General features: G+C 68.9%; 13 protein-coding genes. 4 read left to right on the top strand and 9 right to left on the bottom strand.

Features of this window, described 5'->3' with window-relative positions; translation table 11 throughout:
- Positions 1–34: 34 nt before the first annotated feature.
- From ABIC65_RS07240 to ABIC65_RS07230, 3 genes are all read left to right on the top strand, one after another.
- Positions 35–1,672: an MFS transporter gene (locus ABIC65_RS07240; protein WP_354307816.1), complete on the top strand. Its 1,638-nt coding sequence runs from the start codon at positions 35–37 to the stop codon at positions 1,670–1,672.
- 104 nt (positions 1,673–1,776) lie between these two features.
- Positions 1,777–2,778: an HlyD family secretion protein gene (locus ABIC65_RS07235; protein ID WP_354307814.1), complete on the top strand. Its 1,002-nt coding sequence runs from the start codon at positions 1,777–1,779 to the stop codon at positions 2,776–2,778.
- A complete protein-coding gene (locus ABIC65_RS07230) occupies positions 2,775–4,133 on the top strand; it encodes an efflux transporter outer membrane subunit (RefSeq protein ID WP_354307813.1) in 1,359 nt (452 codons plus the stop codon). Before ABIC65_RS07235 ends, ABIC65_RS07230 begins: the two co-directional genes overlap by 4 nt.
- 57 nt (positions 4,134–4,190) lie before the next feature.
- Here ABIC65_RS07230 and ABIC65_RS07225 read toward each other — a convergent pair whose 3' ends face one another.
- From ABIC65_RS07225 to ABIC65_RS07185, 9 genes are read right to left on the bottom strand one after another with little or no spacing between them, the layout of a single operon-like run.
- On the bottom strand, positions 4,191–5,864 hold the full coding sequence (locus tag ABIC65_RS07225) for a GMC family oxidoreductase (RefSeq protein ID WP_354307812.1): 1,674 nt from the start codon (positions 5,862–5,864) through the stop codon (positions 4,191–4,193).
- Positions 5,865–5,896: 32 nt separating this feature from the next.
- A complete protein-coding gene (locus ABIC65_RS07220) occupies positions 5,897–6,742 on the bottom strand; it encodes a sugar phosphate isomerase/epimerase family protein (protein WP_354307811.1) in 846 nt (281 codons plus the stop codon).
- A complete protein-coding gene (locus tag ABIC65_RS07215) occupies positions 6,739–7,302 on the bottom strand; it encodes a gluconate 2-dehydrogenase subunit 3 family protein (RefSeq protein WP_354307810.1) in 564 nt (187 codons plus the stop codon). The genes ABIC65_RS07220 and ABIC65_RS07215 overlap by 4 nt, the downstream gene beginning before the upstream one ends.
- Entirely contained in the window at positions 7,299–8,129 is an 831-nt protein-coding gene (locus ABIC65_RS07210; RefSeq protein ID WP_354307809.1) for a 3-keto-disaccharide hydrolase, read from the bottom strand. The genes ABIC65_RS07215 and ABIC65_RS07210 overlap by 4 nt, the downstream gene beginning before the upstream one ends.
- Positions 8,130–8,143: 14 nt before the next feature.
- Positions 8,144–9,046 carry a hydroxypyruvate isomerase family protein gene (locus ABIC65_RS07205; RefSeq protein WP_354307808.1) on the bottom strand — a complete coding sequence of 301 codons (903 nt, stop codon included), beginning with the start codon at positions 9,044–9,046 and terminating at the stop codon, positions 8,144–8,146.
- A complete protein-coding gene (locus ABIC65_RS07200; RefSeq protein ID WP_064310063.1) occupies positions 9,043–9,408 on the bottom strand; it encodes a c-type cytochrome in 366 nt (121 codons plus the stop codon). Before ABIC65_RS07200 ends, ABIC65_RS07205 begins: the two co-directional genes overlap by 4 nt.
- Entirely contained in the window at positions 9,405–10,550 is a 1,146-nt protein-coding gene (locus ABIC65_RS07195; protein ID WP_354307807.1) for a Gfo/Idh/MocA family protein, read from the bottom strand. The genes ABIC65_RS07200 and ABIC65_RS07195 overlap by 4 nt, the downstream gene beginning before the upstream one ends.
- Positions 10,547–11,611: a sugar phosphate isomerase/epimerase family protein gene (locus tag ABIC65_RS07190; RefSeq protein ID WP_354307806.1), complete on the bottom strand. Its 1,065-nt coding sequence runs from the start codon at positions 11,609–11,611 to the stop codon at positions 10,547–10,549. Before ABIC65_RS07190 ends, ABIC65_RS07195 begins: the two co-directional genes overlap by 4 nt.
- Positions 11,608–12,831: an MFS transporter gene (locus tag ABIC65_RS07185; protein ID WP_354307804.1), complete on the bottom strand. Its 1,224-nt coding sequence runs from the start codon at positions 12,829–12,831 to the stop codon at positions 11,608–11,610. The genes ABIC65_RS07190 and ABIC65_RS07185 overlap by 4 nt, the downstream gene beginning before the upstream one ends.
- Positions 12,832–12,980: 149 nt before the next feature.
- Between ABIC65_RS07185 and ABIC65_RS07180 the strand changes: the two genes are divergently transcribed.
- Positions 12,981–13,988 (top strand): LacI family DNA-binding transcriptional regulator, encoded by a 1,008-nt coding sequence (locus ABIC65_RS07180; RefSeq protein ID WP_354307803.1) that lies wholly within the window; start codon positions 12,981–12,983, stop codon positions 13,986–13,988.
- The last annotated feature ends 181 nt before the right edge of the window (positions 13,989–14,169 follow it).

Raw genomic sequence — 14,169 nt, 5'->3', positions numbered from 1 at the left:
GGCTGGGCAGGGCGTGCCGGACCGAGGATCGCCAATGATGGTCGAGCGCCGTTACATCTTTGCACCGGGAGAACGACCGCTCTTCCCCGGCGCGCCCTATTCGCCCCGCCTTTCGACCGGCGCCCGGTGCGGGTACGCGCTCTCCGCCGTCATCCTGGCCTTGGCCAGCGGCCTCGGCAATGCGTTGATCAGCACCAACCTCTACGTCATCGCGGGGAATATGGGCCTCTACGTCGCGGAGGCGAACCTGTTGCTCGCCGTGTTCGTGGCGTTCAACGCCACCGCCAACCTGCTGCTCGTGAAGGCGCGCGTCCAGTTCGGCATCCCGGCGTGCCTGCACGTGATCCTGGGCACGCTGATCCTGGGCGAACTGATCGCGCTGTGCTTCCCGTCGCTCGGCACCACGGTGCTCGCCCGCGCGATCAGCGGCGTCGCCTCGGGCGGTCTCACCACCATGGGGCTGTACAGCGCGTTCCAGGTCTTTCCGGCGCGCCTCCGCCCGATGGCGGTCGTCGTGGGGTTCAGCCTGCCCCAGCTCGCCATCCCGATCGCGCGGATGGTGCCACTGGACCGGATCGCCTTCGATCACTGGGCGGGCGTCCACTGGATCGAGCTGGCGCTGGCGCTCGCCGCCTGGGCGCTGACGGTCCTGCTGCCGCTGCCGCCGACGGACCGGAGCAAGGCCTTCGAACCGCTCGACGCGCTCACCATCGCGCTGGCGCTGGGGGCGATGCTGCTGGGCTGCGCAGGGCTGGCGTTCGGACGCTTCTACTGGTGGACCGACGCGCCCTGGCTCGGCTGGATGTTCGCCGGCGCGTTGCTGCTGCTCGGCCTCGTCTTCCTCGTCGAGGATCGCCGGGCGCGGCCGCTGCTGCAGGTCCGCTGGTTCGGGACCGCGGAGATCCTGCTGATCGCCGGCATCGCGCTCGTCGTCCGCATCGCGCTGACGGAGCAGACCTATGCCGCGGTCGGGCTGTTGGCGCTCGGCGGCCTGACCGACGACCAGTTGCACGGGCTGTTCGCAGTGGTGCTGCTGGCGATGATCGGCGGCATCGCGCTCGCCGCATGGCTGGCGCGCCCCGATCGCCTGCTGCCGATGATGCTCGCAGCGGCGCTGGTGATCGCCTGGGGAGCGTGGCTCGACACCCATTCGACCAGTGACACGCGCGCCACCGAACTGGCGCTCAGCCAGTCGCTGCTCGGGATCGGCACGACGCTGTTCCTCGGGCCGGCGCTGCTGTTCGGGATCGCGCGGGTGCTCGAGCGCGGCCCCACCCATCTGGTGAGCTTCGTCGTGCTGTTCAGCACCACCCAGAATCTGGGCGGGCTGGCCGGCGCTGCGCTGCTGGGCAGCATCCAGACGATCCGTGCGCGGGTGCATGCCGAGAACCTGGCGGATGCGATCCCGCCGGGCAGCTCGCCCGCCGCGGAGCGCATCGCCGCCAGCAGCGCCCAGCTTGCGCACCAGCTGCCGGATCCTGCCGCGGCCGCGGCGCAGGGGAGTGCGCGGCTGGGCAGCGCCCTGCAGACCCAGGCCAACATCCTTGCCTTCAACGACACCTTCTGGGTGGTGACGCTGCTGGCGCTGGGGCTCGCGGCGTTTCTCGCAATCGTCATTCTTGTCCAGGAAGCGCGTCGGCTGCGCCCCGCGCCCGTCGGAGCTGCTCGATGACTCAACCCGCCTCCGAACCTCCCGCGCCTGCACCTCCGCCCGCTGCGGCGCCCGACACTTGGCACCCACCGCGGCCGCGGCCGTTCGTCACGGCGCTTTGTGCGGTGGCGCTGCTGCTCGCGATCGGCGCGGTTCTGCAGATCTGGGGCATCGGGCCGTTGCGCGGCAGCGCTGAGCGGACGGACGACGCTCTGGTGCGCGGCCGCACCACCGTGATCGCGCCGCAGGTAAGCGGCTATGTCGCCCAGGTGCTGGTCCGCGACTATCAGCAGGTGAAGGCGGGGCAGGTACTCGTGCTGATCGACGACGCGATCTATCGCGCGCGGGTTGCCCAGGCCCGGGCCAATCTCGATGCGCAGCGCGCGGCGCTTGCCAACAGCCGCCAAGCGCGCTCGGCGCGTGCTGCCGGCATTGCCGGGCAGGACGCTGCGGCGGCCGACGCGGTGGCGCAGCTGATCCGCGCCAAGGCGGACATGGCCCGCGCACGCGATCTGGCCCGCGACGGATCGATCTCGCTGCGCGAGCGCGACCAGACGGCCGCCGCACTCGCCCAGGCCGAGGCCGCGGTGCGCCGGGCCGCCGCCAATACCCGCGTGGCGCACGAGGATCTGCGTACCGTCGAGGTTGGCCGCGAGGCGCTGGTCGCGCAGGTGGAGGCGGCGGCGGCGCAGTTGCGGCTCGCGGAGATCGACCTGCTGCACACCGTCATCCGTGCCCCCGAAACGGGGCAGCTCGGCGAGATCCATGTGCGCCGGGGCCAGTATGTCACCAACGGTACCGCGCTGATGGAACTGGTGCCGCCGGATCGCTGGGTGATCGCCCAGTACAAGGAGGCCCAGACCAGCCGGATGCGGCCCGGCCAGGCGGTGCGGTTCCGCGTCGATGCGCTGGGCGGTGCGCAGCTGACCGGCCATGTCGCGCGGATCGCGCCGGCGACCGGGTGGGAGTTCGCGGTGCTCAAGCCCGACAATGCCACCGGCAATTTCGTCAAGGTGCCGCAGCGCATCGGCATTCTGATCGCGGTGGATCCGGGGCAGCCGCTTGCGGCCAGGCTGCGGCCGGGCATGTCCGTGGAAACGCGCATCGACACGGGCGCCGGGCGATGAGGGCATGGCCTGCCTTGCTCCTGCCGGTGCTGCTGCAAGCGTGCATGGGCCCGGCGCGGCCGGTGCCCGGCGCGGCGGCGGTCGCGATCCCGGCGCACTGGCGGTCGGATGGCGGATCCGGCGCGGTGACCGCCGACTGGTGGCGGGACTTCCAGGATCCCGCGCTCGATGCGCTGGTCGACCAGGCGCTCGCCGGCAATCCCGACCTGCAGATCGCCGCGACCCGGATCGAGCAGGCGCGGGCGCAGTTGCGCGGTGCCGCTGCCGCCGCGCGGCCCAGCGCGGCACTCGCCAGCGGGGCCAGCAGCGGCCGCAGCGTCAACGCGTTCGGCGTAGGGGTCGACCAGGAACGCGCCCAGGGCGAGCTGGATGTCGCCTATGAAGTGGATCTGTTCGGGCGGTTGCGCCAGTCGACCCAGGCGGCGCGGGAGGAATGGCTTGCCTCCGCCGATGCCCGCGATGCGCTGCGCATCACCCTGATCGCGACGGTGGTCCAGGCCTATATCGGCCTGCGTGCCGCAGATGCGCGGCTGGAGATCGTCCGGCAGACGGTGGACGAACGCCGGCAGGAGCGCGACCTGATCGGGCGCCGCTTCCGCGCCGGCTACGCGTCCAGCCTGGAGGCACAGCAGGCCGAGGCTGCGCTGGAAGCGGCGACCCGGCTGCTCCCTTCGACGATGCTCGCCCGCACCTTGCAGGAGAATGCGCTCAGCCAGCTGCTCGGCCGGCCGCCGGGCGCCATCGCAGCGCCGGGTGAAGCGCTGGCGTGGCCAGCCGCCGTCCCCGCCAGTCTGCCGGCAGAGGTCGTCCGGCAGCGGCCCGACATCGCGGCGGCGGAGCGTCGGCTGGCGGCCGCCGACCACCGCCTCGCCGCAGCGCGCGCCGCCTTTCTCCCCCGCATCCAGCTGGCGGGAAGCGGCGGCGGGGTGGTCTCGACCTTGCTCGACGATCCGATTTCGCTGTTCTCGATCGGCGGATCGATCCTTGCGCCGATCTTCCAGGGCGGTGCGCTCCGTGCCGGCGCGGACGCGGCGGCCGCGCGGCGCGACGAGGCCGCCTATGCGTACAAGGCCACCGTGCTCCAGGCATTTCGCGAAGTGGAAGACGCGATGGCCTCGCTCCGCTTCCTGACCGAGGAGGCGCAAACCGCCGAGCGACAGGTCGCGGCGCTCGACCAGGCCTATCGGGTAGGGCGGCGGCGGCACGAGGCCGGCTATGCGTCGTACCTGGAGCAGCTGGATGCCGAGCGGGCGCTGCTTTCCGCGAGGCTCGACCTGGTGCAGCTCCGATTCCAGCGGCTCACCGCCATCGTGAGTCTCGTCCGCGGCGTCGGCGGCGGCTGGGCGCACGAGTAGCGCGAGAAGACATTCAGGAGGAAGAGGAGCGCGCCGCACCCGGCGCGCTCCCCCGTATCACGCCCGCAGCTGCTTCACCGCATGGTCCGCGGCGCGCATGGTCAGCGCCATGAAGGTCAGCGACGGGTTGACGCAGGAGGCCGAGGCCATCTGGGCGCCGTCGGTGACATAGAGGTTCGGCGCGTCGTGCGCCTGGCTGAAGCCGTTGAGCACCGAGCTGCGCGGGTCGGCACCCATGCGCGCGCCGCCCATTTCGTGGATGGCGTCGCCGGGGACGTGCTCGCCCTCGTTGCTCGTCACATTCTGCAGCCCGGCGGCGCGGAGCATCGCCTCGCCCTGCACCTTGGCATCGGCGATCAGCTTGAGTTCGTTCTCGCGGAAGGTCACGTCGAAGCGCATCAGTGGCACCCCAAAGCGATCGACCTTGCTCGGGTGGAGCGAGACGCGGTTGTCCTTGTAGGGCAGGCACTCGCCGAACGCGCCCATGCTGAACCGCCAGGGCCCGTAGCGACGCATGCCGTGCTTCATCTCGGCACCGAAGCCCACCGGGCCTGCCGGCTGGCGCCAGGCACTGCCCTGATAGCCATAGCCGCGCTTGAAGCCGACACCTTCCTCGCCGCCGATGTTGCGGAAGCGGGGGATGTAGACGCCGCCGGGGCGCCGGCCATATTCGATCAGGTCGGTCATGCCCGGGATCTCGCCGTCGATGCCGACGCGGAAGATATGGTCCATGACATAGCGGCCCAGCGTGCCGCTGCTGTCGAAATGGCTGCGCTCGCTGCCCGGCGCGCGCGAGTTGAGCAGGATCTGGTTCGATCCCATCGCCGAGGCGCAGAGGAAGACGAGGTCGGCATTGACCACCTGCGCCTGGCCGGTCTTGGCATCGATATAGCGCACGCCGGTGACGCGCTTCTTGGCCGCGTCATATTCGATGTTGGTCACCACAGCGTCGGACTGGAGCGTGAGCTTGCCGGTCGCGCGCGCGGCGGGGAGGGTGACGGCTTGCGTCGAGAAATAGGCGCCGAACGAGCAGCCATTGCCGCACTGGTTGCGGAACTGGCACTTGGTGCGGTCCTGGTCGGGCTTGTCCTCGGTCATGTTCGACAGGCGGGTGTTGATCAGCTTGCGGCCGGGGAACTTGGACTCCAGCCGTTCCTTCAGCCACTTCTCGGCGACGTTCATCGGCATCGGCGGCTGGAAGTTGCTGTCCGGCAGATAGGGCAGGTTCTCGCGCGAGCCCGAGACGCCGATATAATCCTCGACCTTGGCGTACCAGGGCGCGAGATCGTCATAGCCGATCGGCCAGGCACCATCCACGCCCTCGCGCTTGTTGGCGTCGAAATCCTCGGGCGCCCAGCGGAAGCTCCAGCGTCCCCAGATCAGCGACTTGCCGCCGACAGCACCGGGGCGGATCCAGTAGAATTTGCTGCCCTCGTCGAAGGCATAGGGGTTCATGCGGTCGTTATTGTAGAAGCCCATGTTGCTGGGCTGCACATAGCCGCGCTTGGCGATGAAATAATCGCGCTCCTGCAGCGGCTTGGGCATGATGTTATGCGCGGGCACCTCATAGGCGGGCTTGCCGTCATACGGATAGTCCTCGCCATGCTCGACCATGCGGCCGCGATCGAGCATCAGCACGCGGAGGCCCTTTTGAGTCAGTTCCTTGGCGGCGAAGCCGCCGCTCACGCCCGAGCCGATGACGATCGCATCGAACCTGTTGGTAGCAGCCATGATGTTTCCCTCTCCCAGGGAGTGTTGTTGGTTTAGAAGCGCAGCGCCTGCAGCGTCTTGAAGCTGGTGGTGATGTCCGGAAGATAGGGCGCGGGCGCCTCGTCATTCTCGACATAGAAGTGGCGGACATGGGCGCTCGACGGACGCTTGAACAGCGCCGCGAAGTCGATCGTGCCGGTGCCCACCGCGGTCATCTTGCCATCGGGGCGCATGTCCTTGACGTGGTAGGAGTAGAGGCGCTTGTTCAGCCGGTCGATCAGCGCGTCGAGGTCCTGGCCCGCGCGCTTGGCCCAGTAGAGGTCGAGCTCCACCTTCACCAGTGACGGATCGGTCGCCTTGAGCAACCGATCGTAGAGGCTGACGCCGCCTGGCGTGTTGGTGAACTCGAAGTCGTGGTTGTGGTAGGCGAAGTCGAAGCCCGCCTTCTTGAGCTCTGTCGCGAACTTGTTGAAGTTCGGCAGCGCCGCGTTCCAGCCCGCCTCGGTGCGATGCTCGTCGGTCATGTAGGGCAGCACGACGGTCTTGGCGCCGAGGGTGCGGGCCATCGCCACCGACTTGTCGAACTGGCCGAGCAACGCGTCATAGCCGATGTGGAGCGAGGGGCAGCGCAGCCCGGCCTTGTCCATCGTGGCGCGGAGCATCGCCGGATCCATGCTGTCATAGCCGCCACCGCCGAACTCGATCTCGCGATAGCCGATCTTCGCGATCGCATTGAGCGTGCCGACCGGATCCTTCTGGAAGATGTCGCGCACGGTATAGAGCTGGATGCCCACGGCAGGGATCTGCGCGGCAAAGGCCTGCGGGATCAGGCGATCCATCAGCGCGAGGGCGGTAACGCCGCCCGCACCGGCGAGCAGGGTACGACGGGTGATCCTCATGCGCTGTACACCTTGTTGACCTGGGAATAGGGGAAGGCGCCGTTATATTCGCCCGGCACCGGCAGATATTCGCGTTCCTGGGTGATGCCGATCTCCGAGGTGTAATACCCCGTGATCACCAGCTGGCGGAACGCCTCGAAGAAGGTCTTGCCGCCCGCGATCTGGCCATTCATCGCCAGGGTGAGCAGCGCGTCCTGCTGCGCCGGCGTCGCCTTGGCGGCGGCGACCTTATAGTCCTGCTGCGACCGCGCCTCGATCGCATCGAGCCCGGCGACGATCGGCACCCGATCCCCCGGCATCGCCCAGTCGGCGAGCAGCTTCTCGATGAAGGCGGGTACGCCCGCGGCGATCGCGCCCGGGGTGTCGGTGGTGGGGATCACCCGCTCGCTCAGCGCAGTCATCAGCGCGCGCTGGGCGGGATTGAACACGGCGACGCTGGGCGGCCCGTCGGGGATCATCTGCGTCGCGGTCATCTGCGCGGCGCGGGCGATGGGGGCGAACACGCCCGCCCCGAACAGGGCGAGCACGCCGGTCAGTGCGGCGCGACGATCGATGTTCATTTGCGATCTCCCGGAAGGTCCTGCGCGATCGCCGCTTCGGGCAGCGGGCGCACCCAGATGTTGCGGAACGACACCGGCGAGTCATGGTCCTGCAGCTGGATCGGCAGGGCATCGGCGTGCGCGGTATATTCGGCGATATGGCGCCAGTTGGTGGTGCCGAGCATCGCCTGGTGGTTCTGCACCAGCACGCCATTGAGGAACGCCGTGACATAGGCCGGGCGCAGCAGCTTGCCGTCGGCAGCGAAGCGGGGACGCTCGAAGACGATGTCGTAGCTCTGCCATTCGCCGGGCTTGCGCGACGGGTTCACCAGCGGCGGCTTCCAGCCATAGACGCCGCCTACCGTGCCATCGGCATAGGTGGGGTTCTGATAGCCGTCGAGGATCTGGATCTCGTAGCGCTGCATGAACCAGATGCCGCTGTTGCCGCGATCCTGCGAGCTCTTGGTCGGCGGATTGGGCGAGCGGAATTCGAGGTGAAGCTGGACGTCGCCGAAGCTTTGCTTGGAGATCAGCGCATTCTCGCCGCCGCTGCTCGCGCGGGTCGGCACGGTGAGCACGCCGTTCGCCACCGGCCAGAGCTTGCGCTGCGCGGTCCAGGCATCGAGCGAGCGGCCGTCGAACAGGACGATCGCGTCCGAGGGCGCGCCGCCCGGCTGCGCCGCGGGGGTGACGACGGTGGGGTGGGGGCGGTCCGAGTCATGGACGTGCCAGTTCCCGCCGCCCGGCAGGATCGGCGTATCCTTGAACCCCGGTTTTTCCTGTGCCGCAGCGGGTGTCGCGGCAAGCACCGCCAGACCCGCGAGCAGCAGCTGTGTGCTTCTCGACATGCTTCTCTCTCCCCTCAGACGGCGTCGATCGTGCGATAGGCGGCGATCAGCCGCTCCTCGCCCGCGCGCCCTTTGACCGAATTGCCGTGTTCCATGCCGATCGTTCCGGCATATTTCCGCTCGCGCAGCCAGCGGACGATGTTCGAATAATTGATCTCGCCGGTGCCCGGCTCGTTGCGGCCGGGATTGTCGCCGAACTGGATATAGCCGATCTCGCTCCAGCAGGCGTCGAGCGCCGGGATCAGGTTCCCGGACTGGATCTGCTCGTGATAGAGATCGGCGAGGATCTTCACCCCCGGGCTATTGGCCCCGCGCGCCACCGCATAGCCCTGCGCGATGCTCTGCATGTAGACGCCCGGATGGTTGGTGCGGGTGTTGAGCGGCTCCATCACCAGCGCCATCCCATGCGGTGCGACGAGATCGCCTGCGCGGCGCATCAGGTCGATCACCCGCGCGGTCTGGATGTCGAGCGGCACCCTGGGGTCGAGGAACCCGGTCACCACAGTCATCCGCGTGGCGTTCAGCCGCTTGGCGACGTCGATCGAGGCGCGGATGTCCGCCAGGAACGCCTCGCGCTCGGCGCCGTCGTTCGCACCCAGGATCGGCCGCGACTGGCCCCATTTGGGCATCGAGGCGACGAACACGCCCATCGTCATGCCGCGGCTCGACAGCGCCTTGGCCATCGCCACCTGCTCGTCGACCGGGCGGGTCGCGGCCTCGTTGTCCTCCCAGGCGGTGAAGCCCTGGTCGGCGGCGAAGGCGATCTGGTCCAGACGACTGCCGCGGCTGGCGAAGCTGCCCTCGTGCGGCGCGAAATGGAGCGAGAAACGCGCCGCATTTGACTGGCCGCGCGCCGAGGATGCCACCAGGGGCATCGCCGTCGCGCCCGCCAATACGGTGCGGCGCGTCACGCTCATTTGCCGCTCATCGCCTTCAGATAGGCGATGATCTGCTGGCGCTTGGCGGGATCCGCCATGCCGATCGGCATGCGGGTGCCCGGCACCTTCTTCATCGGCGCGGCAATGAACTGGTCGAGCGTCGCCGGATCCCAGGTCAGCTTGGAATTCTTGAGCGCCGTCGAATAGTTGAAGCCGGGCGCGGAGGCCGCCGGGCGCCCCACCACGCCGTTGAGATTGGGGCCCACGCCGTTCTTCCCGCCCTTCTCGACGGTGTGGCACGCCTTGCAGGCGGCAAAGGCGGGCGGGGCGGCAGTCTGCGCCCAGGCGGGCGCGCTCGCCGTCAGCGCCGCGGTTGCGGCAAGTGCCATCCAGAACTTCATCTACGCTCTCCGGTTACGATCTCGGTCCATTTGGTGTCGGCCTTCGCATTGGCGATCATCGCCTCAACAAAGGCCATCGTCCGCAGCCCGTCCGCGACGCCCGGCACCTGCGCCGAATCGCCGCGAACAATGGCCGCGAACCCACGATAAAGGTTTGCAAACGCTTCGATATACCCTTCCGGATGTCCGGCAGGTGTACGAAGCAGGGGCGTCGTGCTCACCCCCAGACCCGGCCCGCCGGCGCGGACGATCTCCGCGGTGCGATCGAGCCAGCGCAGGGTGAGCGTGTTGGGCTCCATCTGCGCCCATTCCAGCCCGCCGCGCTCGCCATGGATGCGCAGGCGCAGGCCGTTTTCCTCCCCTGCGGCGACCTGGGTTGCCTTGAGCGTACCGCGTGCGCCGCCTTCGAAGCGAAGCAGCGCGCTGACGTCGTCGTCCAGTCGCCGCCCGGGGACATGCGTCGCAAGCTCGGCCGACAGGGTCTCGACGCGCAGGCCGGAGACCAACTCGGCCAGATGAAAGGCATGGGTCCCGATGTCGCCAAGGCAGCCGCCGAGGCCGGCGCGCGCCGGATCGGTGCGCCACTCGGCCTGCTTGTTGCCCTCGGTGTCGAGCGAACCGCTCAGCCAGCCCTGGATATACTCCACCTGCACCAGCCGGATCGCGCCGAAGTCGCCGCGGGCCACGCGGGTGCGTGCCTCCTCGACCAGCGGATAACCGCTATAGGTGAAGGCGAGGGCGAACTGCTTGCCGCTCGATCGGGCGGCAGCGGCGATCGCGCGCGCCTCGTCGCTGTTCATCGCCATCGGCTTTTCGCAGAAGACGTGGAAGCCGGCGTTCAGCGCGGCGATGGCGACGGGTGCGTGGAGGTGGTTCGGCGTGACGATCGCCACCGCGTCGATGCGCTCGCCTTCCGGCAGCGCGGCCTCGCCAGCGAGCAGCGCGTCACAGGTTGCATAGACCCGCGCCGGATCCAGACCGAGCAGGTCGCCGGTCCGCGCATTCCTGCCCGCATCGGTGCTGAACGCGCCGGCCGCCAGCCGCCAGTCGCCGTCGAGCGCCGCCGCCATGCGGTGCACGGCGCCGATGAACGCGCCTTCGCCACCGCCAACCATGCCGAGTTTCAGCGGATGCCGGATCATGCGTCGCGGTTTCCCAACCCCATCAGGGTGCGGATCGCGGCCTTGTCGACTCCGCTCGAGGCGAAATCGTCGAACGCGCGCTCGGTGACGCGGATGATATGGTCGCGGATGAAGGGCGCGCCTTCGCGGGCACCGTCCTCGCTGTTCTTCAGCGCGCATTCCCACTCGATCACGGCCCAGCCGCGATAGCCATACTGGGCGAGCTTGCTGAAGATGCCGACGAAATCGACCTGGCCGTCGCCGGTCGAGCGGAAGCGGCCGGCGCGATTTACCCAGCTCTCGTACCCGCCATAGACGCCGCTACGCCCGGTCGGGTTGAACTCGGCGTCCTTCACGTGGAAGCACGAGATACGGTCGTGATAGCGGTCGATGAAGTCGAGGTAATCGAGCTGCTGCAGCACATAGTGCGACGGATCGAACAGGATGCGCGCGCGCGGGTGGTGGTTCACAGCCTCGAGGAAGCGCTCCCACGTCGCGCCGTCATGAATGTCCTCGCCCGGATGGATCTCATAGGCGCAGTCGACGCCCGCTTCCTCAAACACGTCGAGGATCGGCAGCCAGCGGCGGGCGAGTTCGGCGAACGCCTCCTCGACCAGCCCGGCCGGGCGCTGCGGCCAGGGATAGACATAGGGCCAGGCGAGCGCGCCCGAGAAGGTGGCGTGCGCCTTGAGCCCCAGCCGGCCGCTCGCGCGGGCGGCGAGCTTGACCTGCTCGACCGCCCAGGCCTGGCGCTCGGCGGGCTTGCCGTGCAGCTCGGCCGGCGCAAAGCCGTCGAACAGCGTGTCGTAGGCGGGATGCACCGCGACGAGCTGGCCCTGGAGGTGCGTCGATAGCTCGGTCGGCTGGATGCCGAACTTGTCGAGCCGGGCGCGGAGATCGTCGCAATAGGCCTGGCTTTCGGCAGCCTGCTTCAGGTCGATCAGCCGCGGATCGCACGGGATCTGCACCCCGACATAGCCGAGCCCCGCGGCCCATTCGGCCATGTGGTCGAGCGTGTCGAACGGGGCGGTGTCGCCGAGAAACTGGGCGAGGAAGATGCCCGGACCCTGCATCGCGGTCATGCCTGCACCTCGTTGCGGTTGTTCTTGAAGGTGAACTGGAAGAGGAGCGCGATCACCGCCGCAGCGATCGCCGGATACCACCAGAGCTGGTGCCAGTCGGCGACGGTCGCTTTCGCCGGCAGCTGCGCATAAAGCAGGCCGCCGATCTGCGAGCCGAGCAGCATGCCGACGCCATAGGTGAACAGCGTCAGCATGCCCTGCGCCTGGGCGTTGACCCCCTTGGGTGTGGCGATGGTGCCGGTGTAGATCGCGCCGGCGACGAAGAAGAAGTCGTAGCACACGCCGTGCAGCGCGACGCCGAGATAGATCGCCCAGATCCCCGCGCCGCCGTCGCCGATCGCGAACAGGGCATAGCGCAGCGCCCAGGCGATCATGCCGACGAGCAGCAGCGGCTTCACCCCGAAGCGGCGATAGAGGAACGGCATCGAGAACATGAAGACCAGCTCGGACATCTGGCCGATCGCCAGCGTGCCGCCGACATTCTCGATCCCCGCCGCGCCCACGTATGGCGAGGCATAGGCATAGTACATCGCCAGCGGGATCGAGATCAGCGTGGCGCAGAGGATGAAGATCAGGAACGAGCGGTTGCGCATCAGGCCGAAGGCTTCGGTGCAGAATACCTCGGCGACCAGGCTCTTGCCCTGCGGCGCATCGGGCTGAACATTGGGCAGGGTGATGCTGTACAGGCCCAGCGCGAGCGAGACGACGCCCGCCACCTCGAAGATATGCGGGCTTGCCGACAGACCCGCCCAGCCGATGATCAGCCCCGCCACGATCCAGCCGAGCGTGCCGAAGGCGCGCACGAAGGGGAAGCGATCGACGCGCTCGCCGAAGCTCTTGAGCGCGATGGTGTTCGCCAGGCCCACGGTCGGCATGTAGAGGATCATGTAGCCGAGCAGCAGCCACACGAAGCTGGCGCCGTGCTCGGGCGTGAGCAGCCTGGGCAGCACGAAGAGCAGTACGCCCCCGACGAGGTGCAGCACCACCATCAGCATCTTGGGGCTGAGGAACCGCGCCGCCGCCATGCCGAGCAGGAACGAGCCGACGATCGAGGCGATCGGGCCAACCGAGAACGCGTTGGCGATCAGGCTGCCGACGCCGACGGTCTGCATCACCAGGCCCAGCGTGACGTTCCACGCCCCCCAGACGAAGAACTGCATGAACATCAGGGCGCTGAGGCGCCCGGTGAGCAATCCCGATACGGGCTGCGTGCTGTTCATGGTGATCCCTTCAGCAGCGACCATACGCTTCCTCTCCCCGCGCGGCTTTGCCGCTGTTCGAATCGCAGCCTATGCAGAGCCGAATACGATGTAAAGGATTACATTGGTGGGGCTCGACACGGCCCGTCGCACGCTACAAAGATATCTGCATGGCTACGATTATCGACGTCGCCGCGGCCGCTGGCGTTTCCACTGCCACGGTGTCGCGCGTGCTCAGCCAGCCGGGTCGGGTGGCGGAGGCGACGCGGGCGCGGGTGATGGAGGTGGTCGAGGCGCTCGATTACCGGCCCAATGTCGCTGCACGGACGCTGCGCACGCTGCGTGCCGCCAAGATCCTGCTCACCGTGCCGGACATCTCCAATCCCTTCTTCGCCAGCGTCATCCGTGGCGCCGAGGAAGCGGCGCGCGACGCCGGCTATGCGGTGGTGCTGGGCGACACGCGGCACGATCCCGAGGTCGAGGATCAGTACGCCGAGATGCTGTCGCGCCGCGAGGTGGACGGGCTGGTCTTCCTCGGCCACCGACTGCCCGCGAGCCTGGAAGCGCTGGTCGCGCGGGAGGGCGCCTCGGCGCCCATCGTCAATGGTTGCGAGTACAGCCCCGAGATCGGCGTGCCGAGCGTGCATATCGACAATGCCGCCGGGAGCGCCGACGCGATCGAGCATCTGGTCGAGCTCGGCCACCGCGAGATCGGCATCATCACCGGGCCGCCGATCAGCCCGATCAGTCGCGACCGTCTGGCGGGCGTACTGCGCGCCGCCGATCGGCATGGGCTCAAGGACCGGCTCCATCTGCGCGAGGGCGATTACGGCGCCGACTCCGCCCACCGCGCCGCGCGCGCACTGATCGCGGAAGGGGTGACCGCGCTGTTCTGCTTCAGCGACGAGATGGCGCTGGGCGCGATCAGTGCGGTGGGCGCGGCGGGGCTGTCCTGCCCGGGCGACGTATCGGTGATCGGCTTCGACGACCTGCCGCTCGCGCGCTTCTTCCATCCGGCGCTGACGACGATCGCCCAGCCCAAGGGCATGATCGGGCGGCGGGCGGTGGAGTTGCTGGTCGGCATCCTGCGCGGCACCGAACCCGCCGAGCGGCAGGTGACGCTGGCTCACGAACTGATCCGCCGCGCCAGCACGGGCCCCGCGCCGAACCCCCAGTGACACGTCGCGCGCACATGCTATGCTCCTGCAAAGGCGATCGAAAGCATCGCGGGCGCCGGCCGCCCCCCCCGGCCGGCGGGGGCGGCGAGGCGGGCGGGGGGGGGGGCCGGGGCGCGGGGCGGGGGGGGGCGCCGCCGCCCGTCGCGGGGGGGACAACGGGGGGGTGGGCGCGGGGGCGCTG

Source organism: Sphingomonas trueperi, assembly GCF_040545665.1.
GTDB classification, from domain to species: Bacteria; Pseudomonadota; Alphaproteobacteria; order Sphingomonadales; family Sphingomonadaceae; genus Sphingomonas; species Sphingomonas trueperi_B.
This window is presented reverse-complemented; position numbering and strand designations above follow the sequence as displayed.

Bases quoted from the DNA above. Each gene is read 5' to 3' on its own strand.
- ABIC65_RS07240 (WP_354307816.1), top strand. From the start codon at position 35: ATGATGGTCGAGCGCCGTTACATCTTTGCACCGGGAGAACGACCGCTC.
- ABIC65_RS07230 (WP_354307813.1), top strand. From the start codon at position 2,775: ATGAGGGCATGGCCTGCCTTGCTCCTGCCGGTGCTGCTGCAAGCGTGC.
- ABIC65_RS07225 (WP_354307812.1), bottom strand. From the start codon at position 5,864: ATGGCTGCTACCAACAGGTTCGATGCGATCGTCATCGGCTCGGGCGTG.
- ABIC65_RS07220 (WP_354307811.1), bottom strand. From the start codon at position 6,742: ATGAGGATCACCCGTCGTACCCTGCTCGCCGGTGCGGGCGGCGTTACC.
- ABIC65_RS07215 (WP_354307810.1), bottom strand. From the start codon at position 7,302: ATGAACATCGATCGTCGCGCCGCACTGACCGGCGTGCTCGCCCTGTTC.
- ABIC65_RS07210 (WP_354307809.1), bottom strand. From the start codon at position 8,129: ATGTCGAGAAGCACACAGCTGCTGCTCGCGGGTCTGGCGGTGCTTGCC.
- ABIC65_RS07205 (WP_354307808.1), bottom strand. From the start codon at position 9,046: ATGAGCGTGACGCGCCGCACCGTATTGGCGGGCGCGACGGCGATGCCC.
- ABIC65_RS07200 (WP_064310063.1), bottom strand. From the start codon at position 9,408: ATGAAGTTCTGGATGGCACTTGCCGCAACCGCGGCGCTGACGGCGAGC.
- ABIC65_RS07195 (WP_354307807.1), bottom strand. From the start codon at position 10,550: ATGATCCGGCATCCGCTGAAACTCGGCATGGTTGGCGGTGGCGAAGGC.
- ABIC65_RS07190 (WP_354307806.1), bottom strand. From the start codon at position 11,611: ATGACCGCGATGCAGGGTCCGGGCATCTTCCTCGCCCAGTTTCTCGGC.
- ABIC65_RS07185 (WP_354307804.1), bottom strand. From the start codon at position 12,831: ATGAACAGCACGCAGCCCGTATCGGGATTGCTCACCGGGCGCCTCAGC.
- ABIC65_RS07180 (WP_354307803.1), top strand. From the start codon at position 12,981: ATGGCTACGATTATCGACGTCGCCGCGGCCGCTGGCGTTTCCACTGCC.